The sequence below is a fragment of the Enterovibrio norvegicus genome (genome assembly GCF_002876705.1).
In the GTDB taxonomy this organism is placed as follows: Bacteria; Pseudomonadota; Gammaproteobacteria; order Enterobacterales; family Vibrionaceae; genus Enterovibrio; species Enterovibrio norvegicus_B.
In genome coordinates this window covers 256,541-275,128 of sequence record NZ_MDAG01000068.1, presented here as the reverse complement: position 1 = coordinate 275,128, position 18,588 = coordinate 256,541, and the positions used below count along the sequence as shown (strand labels likewise).

The following is an 18,588-nucleotide window of genomic DNA, read 5'->3' as shown; positions in this document are numbered from 1 at the left end:
GGTGGCGATACTGACGGCGGCACAGATTCAGGCACGGACGGTGGCGATAATGCGTCCGAGGAAACTCGCGGTTACGTGTTTCATTCTGAAATGGAAGATTCGTTTAAGTTTGATAGCAAGGGTAACCCTTGGACTTCCGGTGCGACAGTCAATGAAGTCGTAGACGGTGATTATGATCGCCAATACAGCGTCACCAGTGGAAATAACTGGGGAGGCGACTGGGCTGTTGTTGCATGGGGTCATGAGAACAATGAGACATCTGATGCGGGTATTTACGATGTGCTGCGCTTCAAATTCAAATCTGCTCAAGTAACCACGGTAGATGTGTCCATTCAAAGTAAAACTGAAGAAGAATCAAAAATCACTTATGCACTTTCATCCGCGACCGATTTAGGAAACGGTTGGAAAGAGATGGAAGTGGCGTTTCCACATTTTGAAGAGCTGACTTGGATAGGGTTGATGTTCCCTGTTAACGGTACTGTGGATGTCGCAGATGTCTATCTTGTAGATACGGGCGAGAATTCTGATGCCTATCAAGGTGATTACACGATCACGCAATACGGCGCAGGGAATATTTCTGATACGTTTAACCCTGAAGGCTACGGCTGTACAGTGGATCATGGATTCTGGATTTCAAATGCGGGCGTTGTAAGACCCGAAGCGGGCTCGTGCGATAACATTGCCACGCCAGTACCGTTATTCCCGCACCTTGCTGATGACATAAAAGAACAACCCGTACCGACGCATAAATGGTGGGGCTCTGTTTCCTTCCTGGGTGAAATGACGATTGGTGATGCTGACTCAGCGGCCTACATTACGCCTGATCCTCTAACGGCACGTGTATCGAACAAAGGCTTCCGTGTTATGGGTATTCCAAACGGTTTAGCTGCCGGAGAAAGCACTTTCTTTTATACCGTGCCTGCGCCGTTTGATGAGGTATTTGATGGTATTGCAATTACAAATTCGCAATTCACTGAGTTAGAAGGTTACCTCAAAGACCACAGTGACGGTTCTGTCACGGTCGAGTGGAGTTCAAACAACACGCCAGTGATGGAAGCAACGTTTGTTCATGGCTCACCGTATGTGTATGTGAAAGCGTATCAAGGCAATATCGTTATTAAAACACTTCGTTCTGACGGGGTGGAGAAAGGTACTTTCTACAACAAAAATAACAGCTTGGGTATTTGGACCAGCGTTGCCGGCAATCGAAACGATTTCTTGATTGTGGGTGAAGGTGATACGCAATTTACTGGCGCATCGGGTTCATCTATTACCGTTATCAATGACGCAAATGAAGTGACGGTGTCACTACTCCCTTCGAGGAATGGCACACCGTCAGACACGGTAAGTGCTTTCTTTGAAGGGCCTGCAAGGAATGTGGTTCGTCATGTGAATGTTGATTACTCCGTCGATCGTGCAACCAATGACGTGACTGTGTCTCATGCGTATGTCGATAGCGAAGGGACGCCTGTTGAAACCATCGCCGGCTTGCACCCGATGCATTGGAAAAACAGCACCGCTGCCACGAGTGAGCACAAAGTACGAAGCGCCCGTGGTGTGGTGAAATTCGCTGAAGTATCAGAATTTAGTTACACCATCCCGTTTGTGGGCGTGTTGCCATACCTGCCATCATTAGAAGAAAACTATGACCTTCCATTGCTAAAAGGCCTTGTGACTGAGTACATGAACAAAGGCACAAGCGGTTGGAACCCATATACTGATACCTACTGGTCAGGTAAGAGTTACGGTAAAGCGGCTGAAGTAATCGCCATTGCACGTTCGATTGGAATGGACGCTGAAGCCAATACGCTAACGGCATGGTTGAAATCAGAACTTGAAGATTGGTTTACTGCAGACACCTCGGGTGGCCTCGATACCATCAAATATTTCGTGTACGACGAGACGTGGACGACGCTGCTCGGTGTTGAAGAATCTTTTGGTGCACACCAACAACTGAATGATCACCATTTCCACTATGGGTATTTTGTGCGCGCGGCGGCTGAAATTTGTCGAACCGATAAAGCTTGGTGTGGCGCTGATCAGTACGGACCAATGATCGAGCTGTTGATCCGTGATTATGCAGCGAGCAAGGGGGATGACATGTTCCCTTATCTGCGTAACTTTGATCCAGCGAACGGTTTCTCATGGGCATCGGGCCACGCGAACTTTGCGCTTGGCAATAACAATGAGTCCACTTCTGAAGCAGCGAACTCTTACGGCGCAATTGTGTTGTATGGTTTGATCACAGAAAATGATGAGTTAACGGAAAAAGGCATGTATTTGCATGCTTCATCCAGTGCTGCGTATTGGGAATACTGGAACAACATCGACGGTTACCGCAATGATTCGCCAAATTACGCCGATAAAGGGGATGACTACGATAACTTCCCATCAGGGTATAACCGCATTACCACATCGATCATTTGGGGGCATGGGACCTCGTTCTCAACGTGGTTTAGTGGGGCTTACGCACACATCTTGGGTATTCAAGGTCTTCCACTGAACCCATTGGTGTTTCATGTCGGCCAGCATGCGGATTACATGGAAGATTACGTGTCGCTTGGGTTGGAAGAATCAAGCAACGGCAAGCCTTCGGGCTTGGTTGATGGCCAATGGCGTGATATCTGGTGGAACCTTTGGGCAATGACCGATGCTGAGGCATCGATTACCGATTACGAAACCGTGGGTTCGAACTATGTAACCGAAGAAGGTGAGTCGAAAGCCCATACCTATCATTGGATCCATACATGGAAGGCGCTTGGGCAATTAGAAACCGGGACGGGCGAGCTTACTGCAGATTCTCCGACAGCGGTCGCATTCAAGAACGGTAATACCATGACTTACGTGGTGTATAACTTCTCGGATTCAGCGCAAACTGTTCGGTTCAGTGATGGGCAAACAGTGAATGCAGTGGCGAATGACTTTACGGTGGTTGAGCGTTAAACATCATATAGTGATAAACCAAAACGGGGTGCCTGAATGGCACCCCGTTTTCAGTTTCAGGCAGCGTGTAGCTGAGATCAAAACATCAAGACGTTTTGCTGTACACACAATGCCCGTATGAATAGGTGTGCGCGACGGCCCGATCATCCCCGAGGGTCATCAACACAAACAGCTGGTCCTCTAACGAGTGCGTGTGTTCCATGCGGAATTTCATCAACTGCGTTGCGTGGAGGTCGAGCACAACAAAGTCCGCTTCTTTCCCTGCTTCAAAGTTTCCTACGTGTTCATCAATCGACAATGCTTTCGCACCGCCTAACGTGGCTTGATAAAGGGATTTGAGTGGGTGAAGTTTTTCGCCTTGTAGCTGCATCACCTTGTAGGCTTCGCTCATGGTTTGCAGTAACGAAAAGCTTGTACCCGCGCCGACATCTGTGCCCATGCCCACTTTAATGCCTCTGGCTTCCATATCATTTAAAGGAAACAACCCAGAGCCGAGAAAGAGGTTTGAGGTAGGGCAGAATGCAATTGCTGATCCTGTATCTGAAAGGCGCTGACATTCGCTATCACACAGGTGAACACCGTGCGCGAAAATGGAACGAGAGGAGAGCAATCCGTGCTGATCGTACACATCAAGATAGTTGTCGCTGTCTGGGAATAATTCCTGAACCCATGCAATTTCCGACGGATTTTCTGAAAGATGCGTGTGCAGGTAAACATCGGGGTATTCTTGCAGTAGCTTTCCTGCCAAGGTCAATTGTTCCGATGTACTGGTGGGTGCAAAACGGGGAGTCACTGCGTAGTGAAGTCGTCCTTTGTTGTGCCATTTCTCAATCAAGGCTTTGCTGTCCGCATAGCCGGATTCGGGGGTGTCGGTGAGATCTTCGGGGGCATTTCTGTCCATCAACACCTTTCCGGCAATCATGCGCAGGTTGCGTTTCTCGGCTTCTTGGAAAAACACATCGACAGATTCTTTGTGCACGGTGCCAAACACCAGTGCGGATGTTGTTCCATTACGCGCTAGCTCATCCAAAAACTGAACGGCAACCTTGCGGGCATACTCGATATCTTTAAAGCGCTTTTCTTCGGGAAAGGTGTAGTTGTTTAGCCAATCCAAAAGTTGTTCGCCATAGGCGGCGATCATGCCTGTTTGCGGATAGTGGATATGGGTATCAATAAAACCGGGTGTAATGAGTTTGTTTTCAAATGTGGTCAGTGTGACCGAATCGTCCAGCGTGGGAAGAATGTCTTTGGCATCTCCAACCCGAATAACATGCCCATCGGCAACAACTAAAATCCCATCGTCGAAATATGCATACGATTCTTCCAAGCCTCGCTCCGTTGGGTTTCCCAAGCTATGAAGTATGGCGGCGCGAAAGGCATAGGTAGAGCGTGTTTTGGGATCTTTCATTCTGGATGACTTCCTTGTTACGCCTTGAGTTTAAGCGGTTCGATTGGTGGTCGCGTTACGTCGTGTTCTTGACTGTCGTTGTTCGTGCTGGTGGTTGGACGTTTACTGCCGATAGTTTCACCTTGGTAGCAAGCGATAAGTTCTCCCGCCACAGACACCGCAATTTCTGCAGGGTGCTTGCCTTTGACCGATGCATTACCAATGGGGCAAATCATGGTATTGACGGCGTCTTGAGAAAACCCACGTTCAAGCAATCTGTAATCGAAGCGTTTGCGCTTAGAGAGTGAACCTATCATGCCGAAATAACGGCTATCGCCCCGTTTAAGAATGGCGCGTGCGAGATCGAAATCAAGCTGATGATTATGTGTAAGTACAAGATACATCGCGTTTTCAGGTAAAGAAGAGACCTCTGCGACAGGATCGTCCGTTGCCCATTTTTCAACATTACTGGGTATGTGATTGGGAAATTGCGCTTCACGCTCGTCTATCCAATACACCTTGAAAGGCAAGGTGGCCAGAATGGGAATGAGTGCCTTGGCAACATGGCCCGCACCAAAGACGGCGAGTACATGCCGAGGCTGCCCAATGGGTTCAAAGCTGAGCGTTACCATGCCACCACAACATTGGCCAAGTCGTGCACCAAGGTTAAATTGTTCCACCTTCATGTCGGTGTCTGCATTGATGAGCATCTCGCGCGCTGTCTTCATTGCAATGTGCTCTAAGTGTCCGCCACCAATGGTTGCGATCACATCTTCCTCAGTGACGAGCATCTTTGTCCCAGCCCCGCGTGGCACAGAACCTTTGTCTTCGAGGACGGTCACCATGACGCAAGGTGTGCCTTGGGTTTCAAATTGCGCGAGTGCTTGGATCCAGTTGTCTTTAAACATATGGCCTCCTTATTTTGTCGCCAAGGTGTCTTCGAAAAGCGGAAATTCCGTCGGACGTTTTCCTTTGCGAACACGCTTGATCGCGTTATAGACCTGCTCAGGTGTCGCGGGCGCAGCGAGATAGGGAACTTCTCCGTTTTCAGAAACGCTATTTACTGCGTCGCGAAGGGCACTCCAGACAGAAATGGCGAGCATAAACGGCGGTTCACCCACCGCCTTGGAGTGGAACACCGTGTCTTCAGGATTGGTGCGATTTTCCACCAGATTCACATTAAATATCTCAGGGGTGTCTGCAATGGCTGGGATCTTGTAACTGGCGGGGCCACTTGTCATGAGTTGGCCGGCATCATTCCACACTAACTCTTCGGTGGTGAGCCAACCCATACCTTGAATAAAGCCACCTTCAACTTGGCCTATATCTATGGCGGGGTTGAGAGACGCACCGACATCATGAAGAACATCAACACGCAGCACTTTGTATTCACCGGTGAGGGTGTCTATAAGCACTTCTGAACAGGAAACACCCCACGCGAAATAGTAGAAGGGGCGTCCGCGCGCCGCGTCATGATCGTAGTAAATTTTCGGTGTGCGGTGGAAACCAGTAGAAGCCAATGAAATCTGATTAAACCAACAGAGTTCTGCAAAATCCGCAAACGTCATGGTGGCTTTGTCGCCGCACGAAACGATGCCGTTACTAAAATGAATTGTATCTGGTGCAACCTTGAAATGGCTGCTGGCAAAATCCACCATGCGCTGTTTGATTGTCAGTGCGGCGTTTTGTGCTGCTTTACCATTGAGGTCAGTGCCTGATGATGCCGCCGTGGGCGATGTGTTCGGGACTTTTTCGGTATTGGTTGCCGTGCACTGAATGGTGTCGATATTCACGCTGAAGGTTTCCGCCACAATCTGTGCGACCTTGGTGTTTAAACCTTGGCCCATCTCTGTCCCGCCATGGTTGAGCGAAATGCTGCCATCGGTATACACAGTGACAAGTGCGCCTGCCTGATTGAGAAAGGTTGCAGTAAACGAGATGCCGAACTTCACCGGGGTGAGGGCGATGCCTTTCTTCAACAGTGGGTTTTCCGCATTGAACTCGGCAATGGCGGTGCGGCGTGCTTGATACTCACAGGACGCTTCAAGTTCTTCCGTCATGTCCTGAATGAAGTTGTCTTCCACCTTTTGGAAGTAATGTGTTTCGTCCCGTTCGTTGTCGGCGTAGTAATTGATCTTGCGGACGTCGAGCGGGTCTTTCTTAAGATGGTAAGCAATGGTATCCATCACATGCTCAATGGTCATCATGCCTTGCGGGCCACCAAAACCACGGTAGGCAGTGTTAGATGCTGTGTTGGTTTTCACGCAATGGCCAGTCACCGTGGCATTGTTGAGGAAATACGCATTGTCTGAATGAAACATCGCACGATCGACGATAGATCGCGACAAGTCTGGAGAATGCCCTGCGTTGCCCGATACAATAATCTCAATGCCTTCGATTAGACCATCATCATTGAAACCCACTTTGTATTGGTTGTAGAAGGGGTGGCGCTTGCCCGTCATCATCATGTCTTCACGACGTGGTAAACGGAACTTCACAGGGCGACCTGTTTGCACCGCAATGACTGCTGCGATACAAGCTGGACCAGCTGCTTGGGTTTCTTTGCCTCCAAAACCACCGCCCATTCGACGCATGTCGATCAGCACTTTGTGCATGGGAATGCTCAATACCGATCCGACGAGCTTTTGTACTTCTGTAGGGTTCTGCGTGGAGCAATACACAATCACACCACCGTCTTCGGTAGGAACAACGCTCGACACTTGGGTTTCAAGATAGAAGTGCTCCTGACCACCGATGTGTAATGCACCTTCTATTTGGTGTGGTGCGTTTGCGATAGCATTTTCCGAATCCCCCCGTTTTTGCTGGTGGCTGTCTGTCACGAACAGTTTTTGAGCCAGTGCTTGTTCAACATCCAGCGCCGCAGGTAGCTCACTGTATTCGACAATCGCTGCTTGTGCGCCTTTCCGGGCGTTTTCTAAGCTGTCTGCGGCAACGGCGATAAGAGGTTGGCCCACGTACACGACGTTTCCATCTGCAAGCAAAGGATCACCAGGAAGAATGGGGCCGATATCAAGCTCACCGGGAATATCTTCGGCGGTAAGCACGGTATGAACCCCGTCAATCGCATAACAGGGCGATACATCGAGGTGTGTAATGGTGGCGTGCGCGTGCGGGCTCATCAAAGCGTAAACATGCAGCTGATTAGGAAACTCGCCACGATCATCAATGTACAGCGCTTCACCAGATACTTGTTTCTCAGCACTCTCATGCTTCACAGATTTACCCACACCCGTTGCGAGATCTTGTTTCGCCTGTGCTGACATTTCTTCTAATGTCATTGATGGTGATGTTTTACGAGACATGATGAATAACCCTCGTTGCTATTGCGTTACCTGACTTGGCACTGTCTGCATGGCTTGCGACTCGGCGTTCTGCATACATGCGATACAAAAGGTTGGCAGCGGTTTCCAATCGATATTCTTTACTTGCGCGAAAATCGGTGATGGGCGCAAAGTCTTGTTCAAGGGCTGCCATTGCTGCGTGAATGCTGTTGATTGAAAGCGGCTTGCCAAGTAAAGCTTGTTCACTGTTTGTCGCTCTGGCTGGCGTTGCTGCCATACCACCAAACGCAATACGCACACCTATGACAACGTCACTATCAGCATCGTTTCCAAACGTCAGGTGAAAGGCACCACACACGGCAGAGATGTCGTCGTCAAAACGTTTAGATATCTTGTAGGCTTTGAACGTTTGATTTGTTTGCGGCTTGGGGATGCGAATGGTGTGAATAAATTCAGATGGCTGAAGCGCGGTGACTTTGTAACCTTTGAAGAAATCTTCAAGCAGGATATCTCTGACTGTGTCTCCGCGTCGAAGCGTGATAGATGCACCAAGCGCTATCAACAGTGGGGGCGCGTCTCCAATGGGAGATGCATTGGCTATATTGCCACCGACAGTGCCTTGGTTGCGGATCTGCAAAGACGCAAAGCGCTGGATCAAGGTACCGAAATCCGGATAGTGCAGCGTGAGCGCAGAGTAGACATCGGTCAAAGGCACATTTGCTCCGATCTCAATGTGTGTATCCGTCTCTTTCACCACTTTGATGTCATTGACCTGACCGACGTAAATCAGTTCATCAATGTCACGATAAAACTGCGTCACCTCAAGGGCCAAATCTGTGCCGCCAGCTAATAGTTTGGCGTTAGGGTGGGAAAGCAATACATCCGCTAATTCATCGCTGTTTTGCGGGGTAAATGCAGATTTCCCGTCAAATTGATGCTCCAAGTCAGGTGGAGCGATGTTGGAAAGACGTGCAATGGTCTCTTTCTCCAACTCAGCAAACTGATCGCGAATAGGCTGGTTCTGGCTAAGAGACAATGCAGCCTCGACGATGGGTCGGTAACCCGTGCATCGACAGAGGTTTCCAGCGAGTGCTTCGTAGGTTTCTTCTTTGTCTGCGTTTGGCTTATTTTTGGTTAGCGCGAACATCGACATGATAAAGCCGGGTGTGCAAAAACCACATTGACTGCCATGGTGTTCGACAATGGCCTGTTGAACAGGATGAAGTGCCTTTCTATCTCTCAGATCTTCAACGGTGATGAGTTGCTTGCCATGAAGCGCAGAGACAAACGTTAAACATGCGTTAACACTTCGGTAGGACAAGATTCCGTCTACCACTTCCCCTAACACCACGGTGCATGCACCGCAATCGCCTGAACCACACCCTTCCTTGGTGCCGGTTTTCGCTATGTGTTCACGAAGGTAATTTAAGACCGTCATATTCGGTGAGATGGACGATTCTTCACGTAATGTTTGATTGAGTAGAAAACGGATCACGTTGCCTCCAGCAAGTTTTGGCTATCCATTGATTCAAACTTAATGAAACCTGACTGATTGGTCAACTTTTAGTTAACAAGCCTGCAACCTTTGTGGTTGGCGATAAAATTCATAAATAACATAAAGATATTTGTATTGTTGGGGTTGTCTATAATACTAAGCGTGGAGGATTGTATACAATGTGTGAGGTTGATCGTTTTCAATAACTGTTGAAAAAACCGAAAATGACCACGTTATCCGCTTAGGGAAGCTTTTTAGTCACCCTCATGCGGAAGAGCGGCATGCGCGATAAGGGCACTTAGTTGATAGACGATAAGGGAACTTGATTGAGAAGTGCTAACCGAATTGGAAGGAAAACTAGGAAGGGGAATTCTTAAAAAAGCCACTGTGGCCTCTATGGCAGAGAGCAGACAGTGGCTTAGCAAACGTGAATAAATGTTAGGCTTTTTTCTTCACAACGTTAGAGAAAACCGCATGAAGATCATTCACTGGATTATCTTCATCCAACTTTAATTTAGATTTGATATGTTCCAAGTGTGATTTCATCATCGCTACAGCCCGAACCTTATCACCGGCTTCTATCGCATCCAGCAATTGGGTGTGTTCGTCAAATGAACAGTTAGTGTGCTTGCTTGATTCGTACAGAGCGATGATCAGAGAAGATTGCGACACTAAACTGCGCTGAAAACTCGCCAAGGGAATATTGTTCGCCATTGCCGCGAGCTCGATATGAAATTCACCTGAAAGGCGGATGCTTCGACCCGTGTCGCCTTGAGCAATAGCCTCGTGCTCTTCAGAAACCAACGCGCGACACTTAGCGATTTGCTCTTTTGTCGCATGCACGGCTGCCAGCTCAATGATTGCCAATTCCATTACTTCTCGGGCTTTCAGGATTTGCAGTGCTTCCTGAACGGTTGGTGACGCGACGATTGATCCTCTGTTAGGGCGTGTGCTCACCACCTGTTCTACCGACAAACGTAATAGGGCACGACGAATGATGGTACGACTGACACCGAAAATTTCGCCCATGGCTTCTTCGCTGAGTTTGGTGCCAGGGGGAAGACGCTGCTCTAAAATAGCATCAAAGATATGCCCATAAACGATGTCATCTTGCGTTTGCTTTGGCCCTAACATCTTGTCTTTTTTCGTGTTTGTTTTCATGAGTCCTGTCATACGGCCTCTTTTCCCTCTCTGTCACGCAATAATTCGAACCTAGAACCTGTCGTTCGACCTTAAACTGTGCACCATAAATGTAATTGCATGAATATTTTGTATGGAATCAGATAAGCAGATTGTACAGCATGCATTAGCTAATTGTACTTTAGAGTCGAGGAATTAGCGCATTGCCCGCGAAAATAGGGCGAGAGGTGGATTGAAGAGGTTCGAATCACAAGAGTAGACAGAAAAGACCAAGAATGAAAACGTTCTAGCGTGGTATGGATACTTACTCACGCGAAAGAGCGCGTTATTGTAACTGTTAATGCCAGAATTTAACTGTCTAAAATGACGTAAAGTTAGCCTGCTGGCCTTGTTTTAATACATACTCAATTTTCTGTTTCTTTGTGGATACTGTTTCCAAATACTAGGGAGATGCTTAGAAATAGGTTTTTATGATACAGCCGTGGTTCAAGTTGGTGATAAATGATTCTGCCCATTGTTTGGGTAGCTAAGTTATTGTTGTCAAAGAATCCGCACTTTTGGTTCGTCGTGCCAATAAGTCTGATGTGCTAACAATTTACTCAAACTCGATGTGAACCTGCAACGGTGTCCAAGCTGAGAACAAATTAATGCTGTTATTTACCGGTTTTTGCGAGAGAAATGTCATCGAGCAGCAGTTTTTACCAGCATTTTGTTGAGTTGATAGACAAACTAACATTACGTTGAATTTTACGAAAGATAGCACTTAGGTTTCGAAATTTATAACGGGGCAGGCATTTTTTAGAAAATTATGTGCATATATCTTTCAATCTCGAAGAGCTGTTAGTAATCCATAGGCTCTTATTTCTACTCGGGGATTAAAGAGGTGCAATAGGACAGATCATCATTTGAGCTGAAAAGGTATTGCACCGAGTATTAGAGTTTCCGTCGCGCTAGTAATTGCATGAATAGGGTTTATTTTTAGAAATTTAGAAACTAAATCATCAACGTTTTGTATCTAAAATTTATCCCTATACGAATTTAATTAAAATAAAGTGCTATTTTTATAGGTTTTCATTTGTATTTTTGAATTTTTCGGGAAGTGGCTTTATAACATTAAATCCCACAACCAGGCTATTAGGGGGGATGTTTTTAGTGACAGTTGCATTCGCACCAATGAATGAATTGCGTCCGATTGTTATTTTCCCCGAGACTACGGCACCAGAAAATATTTTCACATTATCTTCTATTGTAGGCATCGTTTTATCACTTCCACGTAAATTTTCGCCAATACTTGAGCCTAAGGTTACATTTTGTAAGATTGAAACATTCTTGCCAATGATAACACCTCGGCCGATCACTATTCCTACGATATGTGGCAAGTGAGTGGATGAATCTAATACGACCCCAGGCATGATATGACAGCCATACTTATATATTATTTTTCTTTCATAATATTTTGCTAAATGCTTATAGCCCTTAAAGTGAAACCAGTTCATGATTTCAATGTGACATTTCAGCTTTTTGCATATCCGGCTTCTAAAAATACTCTTGATGAATGTGTTCAATATCATCTCAAACTCGTCTCTAGTTGGATTGTATCTATTATGTTGCTAGAGGATGATAATAAGCTATTTAAAGACAATTTTGAATAAGTTAAAGGATGTAGTTTAAAATAAAACAGGGATCTGACTTCAACACTTTTGCGAGGTTGGGATTGTTTGCACTATGTTAATGGGCTGTGGCTTTCGTTTTGTTTGTAACATCGCATCTTTTCTTTGATCGAGTGCTAAAAAATCGCGGCATGAGTATATGTGATTGTTCTTGATGCTCATCGTATTTTTGGCCTCTAAAAGAGTCAAAGCTGGTTGTCTTTCACATAATCTATATCTGGAATGACACGAGGTCGATAGGGTTGGTTGTGTTAATGTCTGATTAAAAATGTCACAATAGGCAATCTCGCCTTAGTTTCAAGGCGGAATGCGTACAGATATGCAGCATTGGGCAGTTCACCGCGTCGAAGAAAAACTTGCCCACTCGTTTGCTGCATTCGTGAAAATACCCGTGATATCAGAGTTTTGGATTTAGTGCTTTAAACACAAAAGAAACCTACGCAAACACCGAGCTATCGGTCAGCATGTGTGCGGCGAGTATCCCTGAAATCGCGACGGCCTCATCCGTGTCCGACGTGTCGCCAGACACGCCAACCGCCCCAACAAGTTCTTTGCTTTCATCTCTGATTAAAATCCCGCCGGGTACAGGCACCAAATTCCCTTGTGCAAGCGTCGAAACTGAAGAAATAAAACAGGGTCTTTGCTGGGCATCATCGGCAATTTTTCGCGATGAGCAGCCAAGCGCGAGTGCGCCCCATGCTTTTGCAATGGCGATGTCTGGTCGTAACATGCTTGAGCCATCTTGCCGTTGAAGCGCGATGAGTGCGCCGCCTTTATCAAGCACCGCAACCGTGAGTGGTTGGGTGTTTAATTTTGATGCAGCGTGAAACACTTCATCGGCAATTTCTAGTGCTTTTGGCAATGTTAGGATTTCCATTTGCTTTCTCCTCATTCCCTTGCGGGATCTTTAGTGATGGCATCCCCGCACGCTAATCGTTTTGAACGATGATACGTCACGTTCTAGCGAAGCAATACGTGCAGTGAATGGCCATCAATTTCAGTTATTCGAGCATTTCGTAGCAAGGAAGGGTTAAGAAATCCGCAAAATCATCATCAGTGGATAGTTGATAGAAAACGGCCGAGGCTTCATCAAACTTACGCGTTTTATCTTGCGCGGTTTCTGAAGGTATAGCTTCCGTTTTCATGGCGACGGTTTCTTCCTGTAACCATTGCTTAAAAAGGCTGTCAGTGAACAGTCGTCCATCATCGAGTTGAACCTCATGCTTCAGCCATTGCCAGACATTTGCCCGGGAAATCTCTGCTGTTGCAGTATCTTCCATGAGGCCAAAGATGGGTACACATCCCACACCTCGAAGCCATGCTTCCATGTAGAGCACGGCGATACGAATATTCTTTCTCACGCCCACTTCATTCTTTGGCCCTTCACAGGGTGAGAGCAGGGTGTCTGCATCAAAATTCCCCTCGGGAATGACATCGAGTTGATTGGGGCGATTTTTCAGCGTTTGATCGAAAATCTCGCGCGCCAACGTCACCAAGTGTGGATGCGCAACCCAGGTTCCATCGTGTCCGTTTGCTGATTCCCGCTGCTTATCTTCAATCACTTTTTGCGTCACGAATGCCATTTGCTCAGGGTCTTTCGATGGGATGAATGCTGACATACCGCCGATGGCCAATGCCCCGCGTTGATGACAGGTTTGAATAAGACGTTTGCTGTATGCATCAAGAAAAGGGGTGTCCATGCCCACGGCGTGGCGATCAGGAAGGACTCTGTCTTTGTGATGTTTTAGCGTTTTAATGTAGCTAAAAATGTAATCCCAGCGACCACAGTTCATGCCCACAATATGCTCTTTCATGGCATATAAGATTTCTTCCATTTGGAAAACGGCAGGCAAGGTTTCAATCAGTACTGTGGCGCGAACGGTGCCAATGGGAACATTGAAGTGGTTTTCCATAAAGGTAAACACATCGTTCCACCAAGCTGCTTCTTCCATGGATTCAAGCTTAGGAATATAAAAATACACCCCTTGTTCTTGTTTGGCGCGAGAGGCGTAGTTATGGAAAAAATACAGCCCTACATCCATCAAACACCCGGGAATAGCTTGGTTATTTAATTGAATGTGAGTTTCTTTTAAATGCAAACCTCTCGGGCGCATTATCAGCGTTGCTGGGTTGTCGCCAAGCGCATAGGTTTTTCCGTTTTTAGGATCAACATGCGCGATGGAGCCATCGTTCGCGGCTCTCATATTGATTTGGCCATTCACCATGTTTTCCCATGTGGGAGACGTGGCATCTTCAAAGCAACACATGAACACATTTGCGCCAGAATTTAACGCATTAATGACCATCTTCCTTTCAATTGGCCCAGTAATTTCGACTCTACGATCCAGTAAATCATTGGGAATGGGTGAGACGTTCCAAGCGTCATTGTCTCTAATGGCTTTTGTATCCTTTCGAAAACCGGGGAGTTGTCCTTGGTCAAATGACGCTTGCGTTTCCTTGCGATTTTCGAGAAGCGCTTCAAGGCGAAGCCCAAATGTCTCGACCAACAACTCAACAAACGATAATGCTTCATTCGAAAGAATCGACTCAGCCTCTTTATTGAAGACTGAACCTGTCACGAGAATGCGTTGTTCTTTGTCTGCATCTATGTGTGAGGAGGAGCATTTCTCCAAGGGTGGTGTAGAGGACATGCCTCTATCTGATGTTGTTTCATTATCCATATGTAAGCCTCATATTGTTTTTGTATTTGTATACATTTAAACAGGTTTAACGATCCGTTTATATCGGATAAAACGTAAACAATCAAAACAATTTATTAACATGGATCCTGTGAATTACTGTTTATTGTTGCACTTTATCACCAGTTTTTCTGGCACTTATCCCAATGAATCCGTTACTTAGCGCGTAAGGGCAAAATCAGAGAAGAGCGAGAAGTTAAGATACCGTTAAAAAATGCTTGATGATCAACTCGTATCGATCTAAGAATACAATAACACAAATTATTGTATACAATTGGAGTGTGGGATGGCGAGAATGAGAGCAATTGATGCTGCGATCGCGGTATTGAAAAAGGAAGGGGTAACGAAGGCGTTTGGTGTTCCTGGCGCTGCAATTAATCCGTTTTACTCCGCGTTAAAGCAAGGGGGCGGTATTGAGCATATCCTAGCGCGCCATGTTGAGGGAGCCTCCCACATGGCGGAGGGCTACACCCGCGCAAACCCTGACAATATTGGTGTATGCATCGGTACGTCGGGCCCTGCGGGTACTGACATGATCACCGGGCTTTACTCTGCTCAAGCTGACTCTATTCCAATTCTTTGTATTACGGGACAAGCACCACGAGCACGTTTACATAAAGAGGATTTTCAAGCGGTTGATATTGAATCTATCGCACGCACTGTGACGAAATGGTGCGCTACCGTACTTGAACCTGCACAGGTGCCTCGTGCAATTCAGCATGCGTTTCATGTTATGCGTTCGGGTAGGCCTGGACCGGTGTTAATTGATCTGCCGATTGATGTGCAATTGGCAGAAATTGAGTTCGATATTGATAGCTACGAGTCACTACCCGCTTACAAACCTTCAGCAACACGTGGGCAAATCGAAAAAGCGCTAGAGATGCTCAATGCATCGGATAAACCGCTGTTGGTCTCTGGTGGTGGTGTCATCAATGCCAACGCCTCAGCCTTGCTCCAAGAATTTGCTGAGGTAACAGGTGTGCCTGTTATTCCTACCCTAATGGGTTGGGGAACCATAGCGGACGATCATGAATTGATGGTGGGCATGGTTGGGTTGCAAACTGCCCATCGCTATGGGAATGCAACGCTACTGGAATCTGACTTGGTGTTTGGGATCGGCAATCGTTGGGCGAACCGACATACAGGGTCGGTCGATGTGTATACCCAAGGACGGCAGTTCATTCATATTGACATTGAGCCGACGCAAATTGGCCGCGTGTTCTGTCCTGATCTTGGCATTGTGTCAGATGCTGGTAGCGCGCTGGAACACTTGGTCGAAGTGGCCAAAGAATGGCGTGCAGCAGGCAAGCTTAAAGATCGCACCGCTTGGGTATCAGCTTGCCAGCAACGTAAAGCAACGATGCTGCGAAAAACCCACTACACAGAGCAACCGGTAAAACCTATGCGCGTTTATGAAGAAATGAATCGCGTGTTTGACCGAGATACCTGTTATGTCAGCACCATTGGTTTGTCACAAATCGCCGCAGCGCAATTCCTTCATGTGTACAAACCTCGTCATTGGATTAATTGCGGCCAAGCCGGCCCATTAGGTTGGACAGTTCCCGCAGCCCTAGGCGTGAGAGCTGCTGATCCAGAACGCGACATTGTGGCGATATCTGGCGATTATGATTTCCAATTCATGATTGAAGAGCTGGCAGTGGGTGCTCAGTTTAATCTCCCGTACATCCATGTGTTGGTTAATAACTCCTACCTTGGACTTATCCGACAAGCCCAACGTCAATTTGACATTGATTACTGTGTACAACTGGCGTTTGAAAATCAAAACGTTGATGAGCACGCTGATTACGGCGTCGATCATGTCACCGTCGTGGAAGGTTTAGGCTGTAAAGCGCTTCGAGTAACAAACCCTGAAGACATTGCTTCTGCGCTAGAAGAAGCGAAACGGCTGATGAAGACACACCGTGTGCCCGTGGTGGTGGAGATCATGCTTGAGAAGGTCACCAATATATCCATGGGAACGGAAATCGATGCGATTAATGAGTTTGAATCTCTAGCGGAATCGTTGGCGGACGCTCCGACCGCACTTGCAGCAAGCAAATAGAACGCATCTTTTCATTTTCAGGGTTAATCCGGAATGTGTGACACCGCGTTGCAGTGTTATCGCAGCCACAGAATAAGGACATCGCTATGCCAAAATTGACTGCAAATCTCTCGATGTTATTTACCGAGTTACCTTTCATGGCGCGTTTTAGTGCCGCCGCCCAAGCAGGTTTTCGTGGTGTCGAGTACCTATTTCCTTATGAAGAAAACGCCTTAGACATCGCATCAGAACTGGAGAAACATCAACTACAACAAGTCCTGTTTAATCTCCCCGCAGGAGATTGGGGGAAAGGTGATCGAGGTATTGCCGTTGACCCAGACCGTGTTGAGGCGTTTCGACAAGGCATCCCTGTCGCCATCGCGTACGCCAAGGTACTAGGGTGTCATCAGTTAAATTGCCTCGCAGGCATCGTTCCATCAGGCGTCACGTACGAAGAGGCGGAAGCGACCTTCATTGCAAACCTTCAGTTCGCCGCTGACGCATTGGAAGCTGAGGGCATCACTCTCTTGATTGAAGCCATAAACACGCGTGACATACCGGGCTTTTTCGTCACAACGACCACGCAAGCGCAACATATTCGCGAGGCGGTAGGGAGTGCAAACCTTTTCATTCAATACGACATCTATCACATGCAAATCATGGAAGGCGATATCGCGAGAACCATGCAGGAAAACGTAAAGGATATTCGCCATATCCAACTTGCGGATAACCCAGGGCGTCACGAACCGGGAACGGGGGAGATCAATTACCACTACCTGTTTAGATGCATCGATGACATGGACTACGACGGCTGGGTAGGGTGTGAATATAAGCCAGAAAGATCAACACAAGTGGGCCTGACATGGCTTAACAACTATGACGTGAATAAGGAGCAGTAAGATGAGCACAATTGCATTTATTGGGACAGGTATCATGGGCAAGCCGATGGCGGAAAACCTGCAAAAATCGGGCTATCAATTGCATCTCTCTGAAGCACGTTCTCCGGCTCCAACATCACTTGTCGACGGCGGCGCAAAACGTTTTTCAAGCAACAGGCTCGCCGTTGAGCATGCTGATTTCGTCATTATCATGGTGCCAGACACGCCTCAAGTTAAAGACGTGCTTTTCGGGGAAGATGGCATTGATGCGATGTTAACCCCGGGGAAAACCGTGGTTGATATGAGTTCTATTTCTCCTATCGAGACGCGTCAATTTGCAGAGCGTGTTCAAGCATTGGGTGCAGATTACCTCGATGCGCCTGTTTCTGGCGGTGAGGTCGGCGCAATCAATGCCGCGTTGACCATCATGGTGGGCGGTGATAAAGCCGCATTTGAAAACGCACTGCCCTTATTTGGCGCGATGGGGAAAAATATTAATTTAGTGGGCGATTGTGGTGCGGGGCAAGTGTGTAAAGTTGCCAATCAAATCATCGTGGCACTGAACATTGAAGCAGTATCAGAAGCCTTGGTCTTTGCCTCCAAGGCAGGCGCCGATCCGGCGCGCATTCGTGAAGCCTTATTAGGAGGATTCGCCAATTCTAAGGTGTTGGAAGTGCACGGTGAACGTATGGTCCAAGGCACATTCGATCCAGGTTTCAGAATCGCACTTCATCAAAAAGATCTGAACCTTGCTCTGACCGGTGCTGCTTCCCTAGGTGTGGCATTACCCAATACGCAAAAGGCCCAAGAGCTTTTTGAGATATGTGCAGAACAAGGTGGCGTGAGTTGGGATCACTCCGCCATGGTAAAAGCCATAGAAACCTTATCTAACCACAGTATTCGCTAAATACCCTTCTGAAACATGATCTTTACCGAGACCCATGTAAGCTTTGCCCGGTACTGTGAGGTCCGGGCCTTTTTGTATGTGGCGATGCAAATCACGCCAAACATGCTTCTTGGATGAGGCAAACGC

The 18,588-nt window shown here is 47.2% G+C and carries 12 protein-coding genes; 4 read left to right on the top strand and 8 right to left on the bottom strand.

Annotation, left to right across the window (positions count from 1 at the left end; translation table 11 throughout):
- On the top strand, positions 1-2,943 hold a 2,943-nt coding region (locus BCT27_RS24180), incomplete at its 5' end, for a glycosyl hydrolase (protein WP_102397026.1).
- Between the two features lie 85 nt (positions 2,944-3,028).
- Here the strand turns inward: BCT27_RS24180 and guaD are convergent.
- The 8 genes from guaD to aceB form a co-directional block, all read right to left on the bottom strand.
- Positions 3,029-4,351: a guanine deaminase gene (gene guaD / locus BCT27_RS24175; protein WP_102397025.1), complete on the bottom strand. Its 1,323-nt coding sequence runs from the start codon at positions 4,349-4,351 to the stop codon at positions 3,029-3,031.
- 17 nt (positions 4,352-4,368) lie between these two features.
- A complete protein-coding gene (gene xdhC, locus BCT27_RS24170) occupies positions 4,369-5,238 on the bottom strand; it encodes a xanthine dehydrogenase accessory protein XdhC (protein ID WP_102397024.1) in 870 nt (289 codons plus the stop codon).
- Between the two features lie 9 nt (positions 5,239-5,247).
- Positions 5,248-7,653, bottom strand: a complete 2,406-nt coding sequence (gene xdhB / locus BCT27_RS24165) for a xanthine dehydrogenase molybdopterin binding subunit (protein ID WP_102397023.1) — start codon at positions 7,651-7,653, stop codon at positions 5,248-5,250.
- On the bottom strand, positions 7,643-9,127 hold the full coding sequence (gene xdhA / locus BCT27_RS24160; RefSeq protein WP_102397022.1) for a xanthine dehydrogenase small subunit: 1,485 nt from the start codon (positions 9,125-9,127) through the stop codon (positions 7,643-7,645). The genes xdhB and xdhA overlap by 11 nt, the downstream gene beginning before the upstream one ends.
- Before the next feature lie 438 nt (positions 9,128-9,565).
- Positions 9,566-10,300: a GntR family transcriptional regulator gene (locus tag BCT27_RS24155; RefSeq protein ID WP_102397021.1), complete on the bottom strand. Its 735-nt coding sequence runs from the start codon at positions 10,298-10,300 to the stop codon at positions 9,566-9,568.
- 1,028 nt (positions 10,301-11,328) lie between these two features.
- Positions 11,329-11,763 carry a serine acetyltransferase gene (locus tag BCT27_RS24150; RefSeq protein WP_157939253.1) on the bottom strand — a complete coding sequence of 145 codons (435 nt, stop codon included), beginning with the start codon at positions 11,761-11,763 and terminating at the stop codon, positions 11,329-11,331.
- Positions 11,764-12,373: 610 nt separating this feature from the next.
- Positions 12,374-12,814 carry a GlcG/HbpS family heme-binding protein gene (locus BCT27_RS24145; protein WP_102317784.1) on the bottom strand — a complete coding sequence of 147 codons (441 nt, stop codon included), beginning with the start codon at positions 12,812-12,814 and terminating at the stop codon, positions 12,374-12,376.
- Positions 12,815-12,938: 124 nt separating this feature from the next.
- On the bottom strand, positions 12,939-14,618 hold the full coding sequence (gene aceB / locus BCT27_RS24140) for a malate synthase A (RefSeq protein ID WP_102390059.1): 1,680 nt from the start codon (positions 14,616-14,618) through the stop codon (positions 12,939-12,941).
- A 304-nt stretch (positions 14,619-14,922) separates the two neighbouring features.
- Here aceB and gcl point away from each other — a divergent pair, with 304 nt between their 5' ends.
- The 3 genes from gcl (at position 14,923) to BCT27_RS24125 (ending at position 18,462) form a co-directional block, all read left to right on the top strand.
- Entirely contained in the window at positions 14,923-16,698 is a 1,776-nt protein-coding gene (gene gcl, locus BCT27_RS24135; RefSeq protein ID WP_102397019.1) for a glyoxylate carboligase, read from the top strand.
- A gap of 86 nt (positions 16,699-16,784) precedes the next feature.
- A complete protein-coding gene (gene hyi, locus BCT27_RS24130; protein ID WP_102397018.1) occupies positions 16,785-17,576 on the top strand; it encodes a hydroxypyruvate isomerase in 792 nt (263 codons plus the stop codon).
- Between the two features lies 1 nt (position 17,577).
- Positions 17,578-18,462, top strand: coding sequence for a 2-hydroxy-3-oxopropionate reductase (locus BCT27_RS24125; protein WP_102397017.1), 885 nt, complete (start codon positions 17,578-17,580; stop codon positions 18,460-18,462).
- Positions 18,463-18,588: the final 126 nt, after the last annotated feature.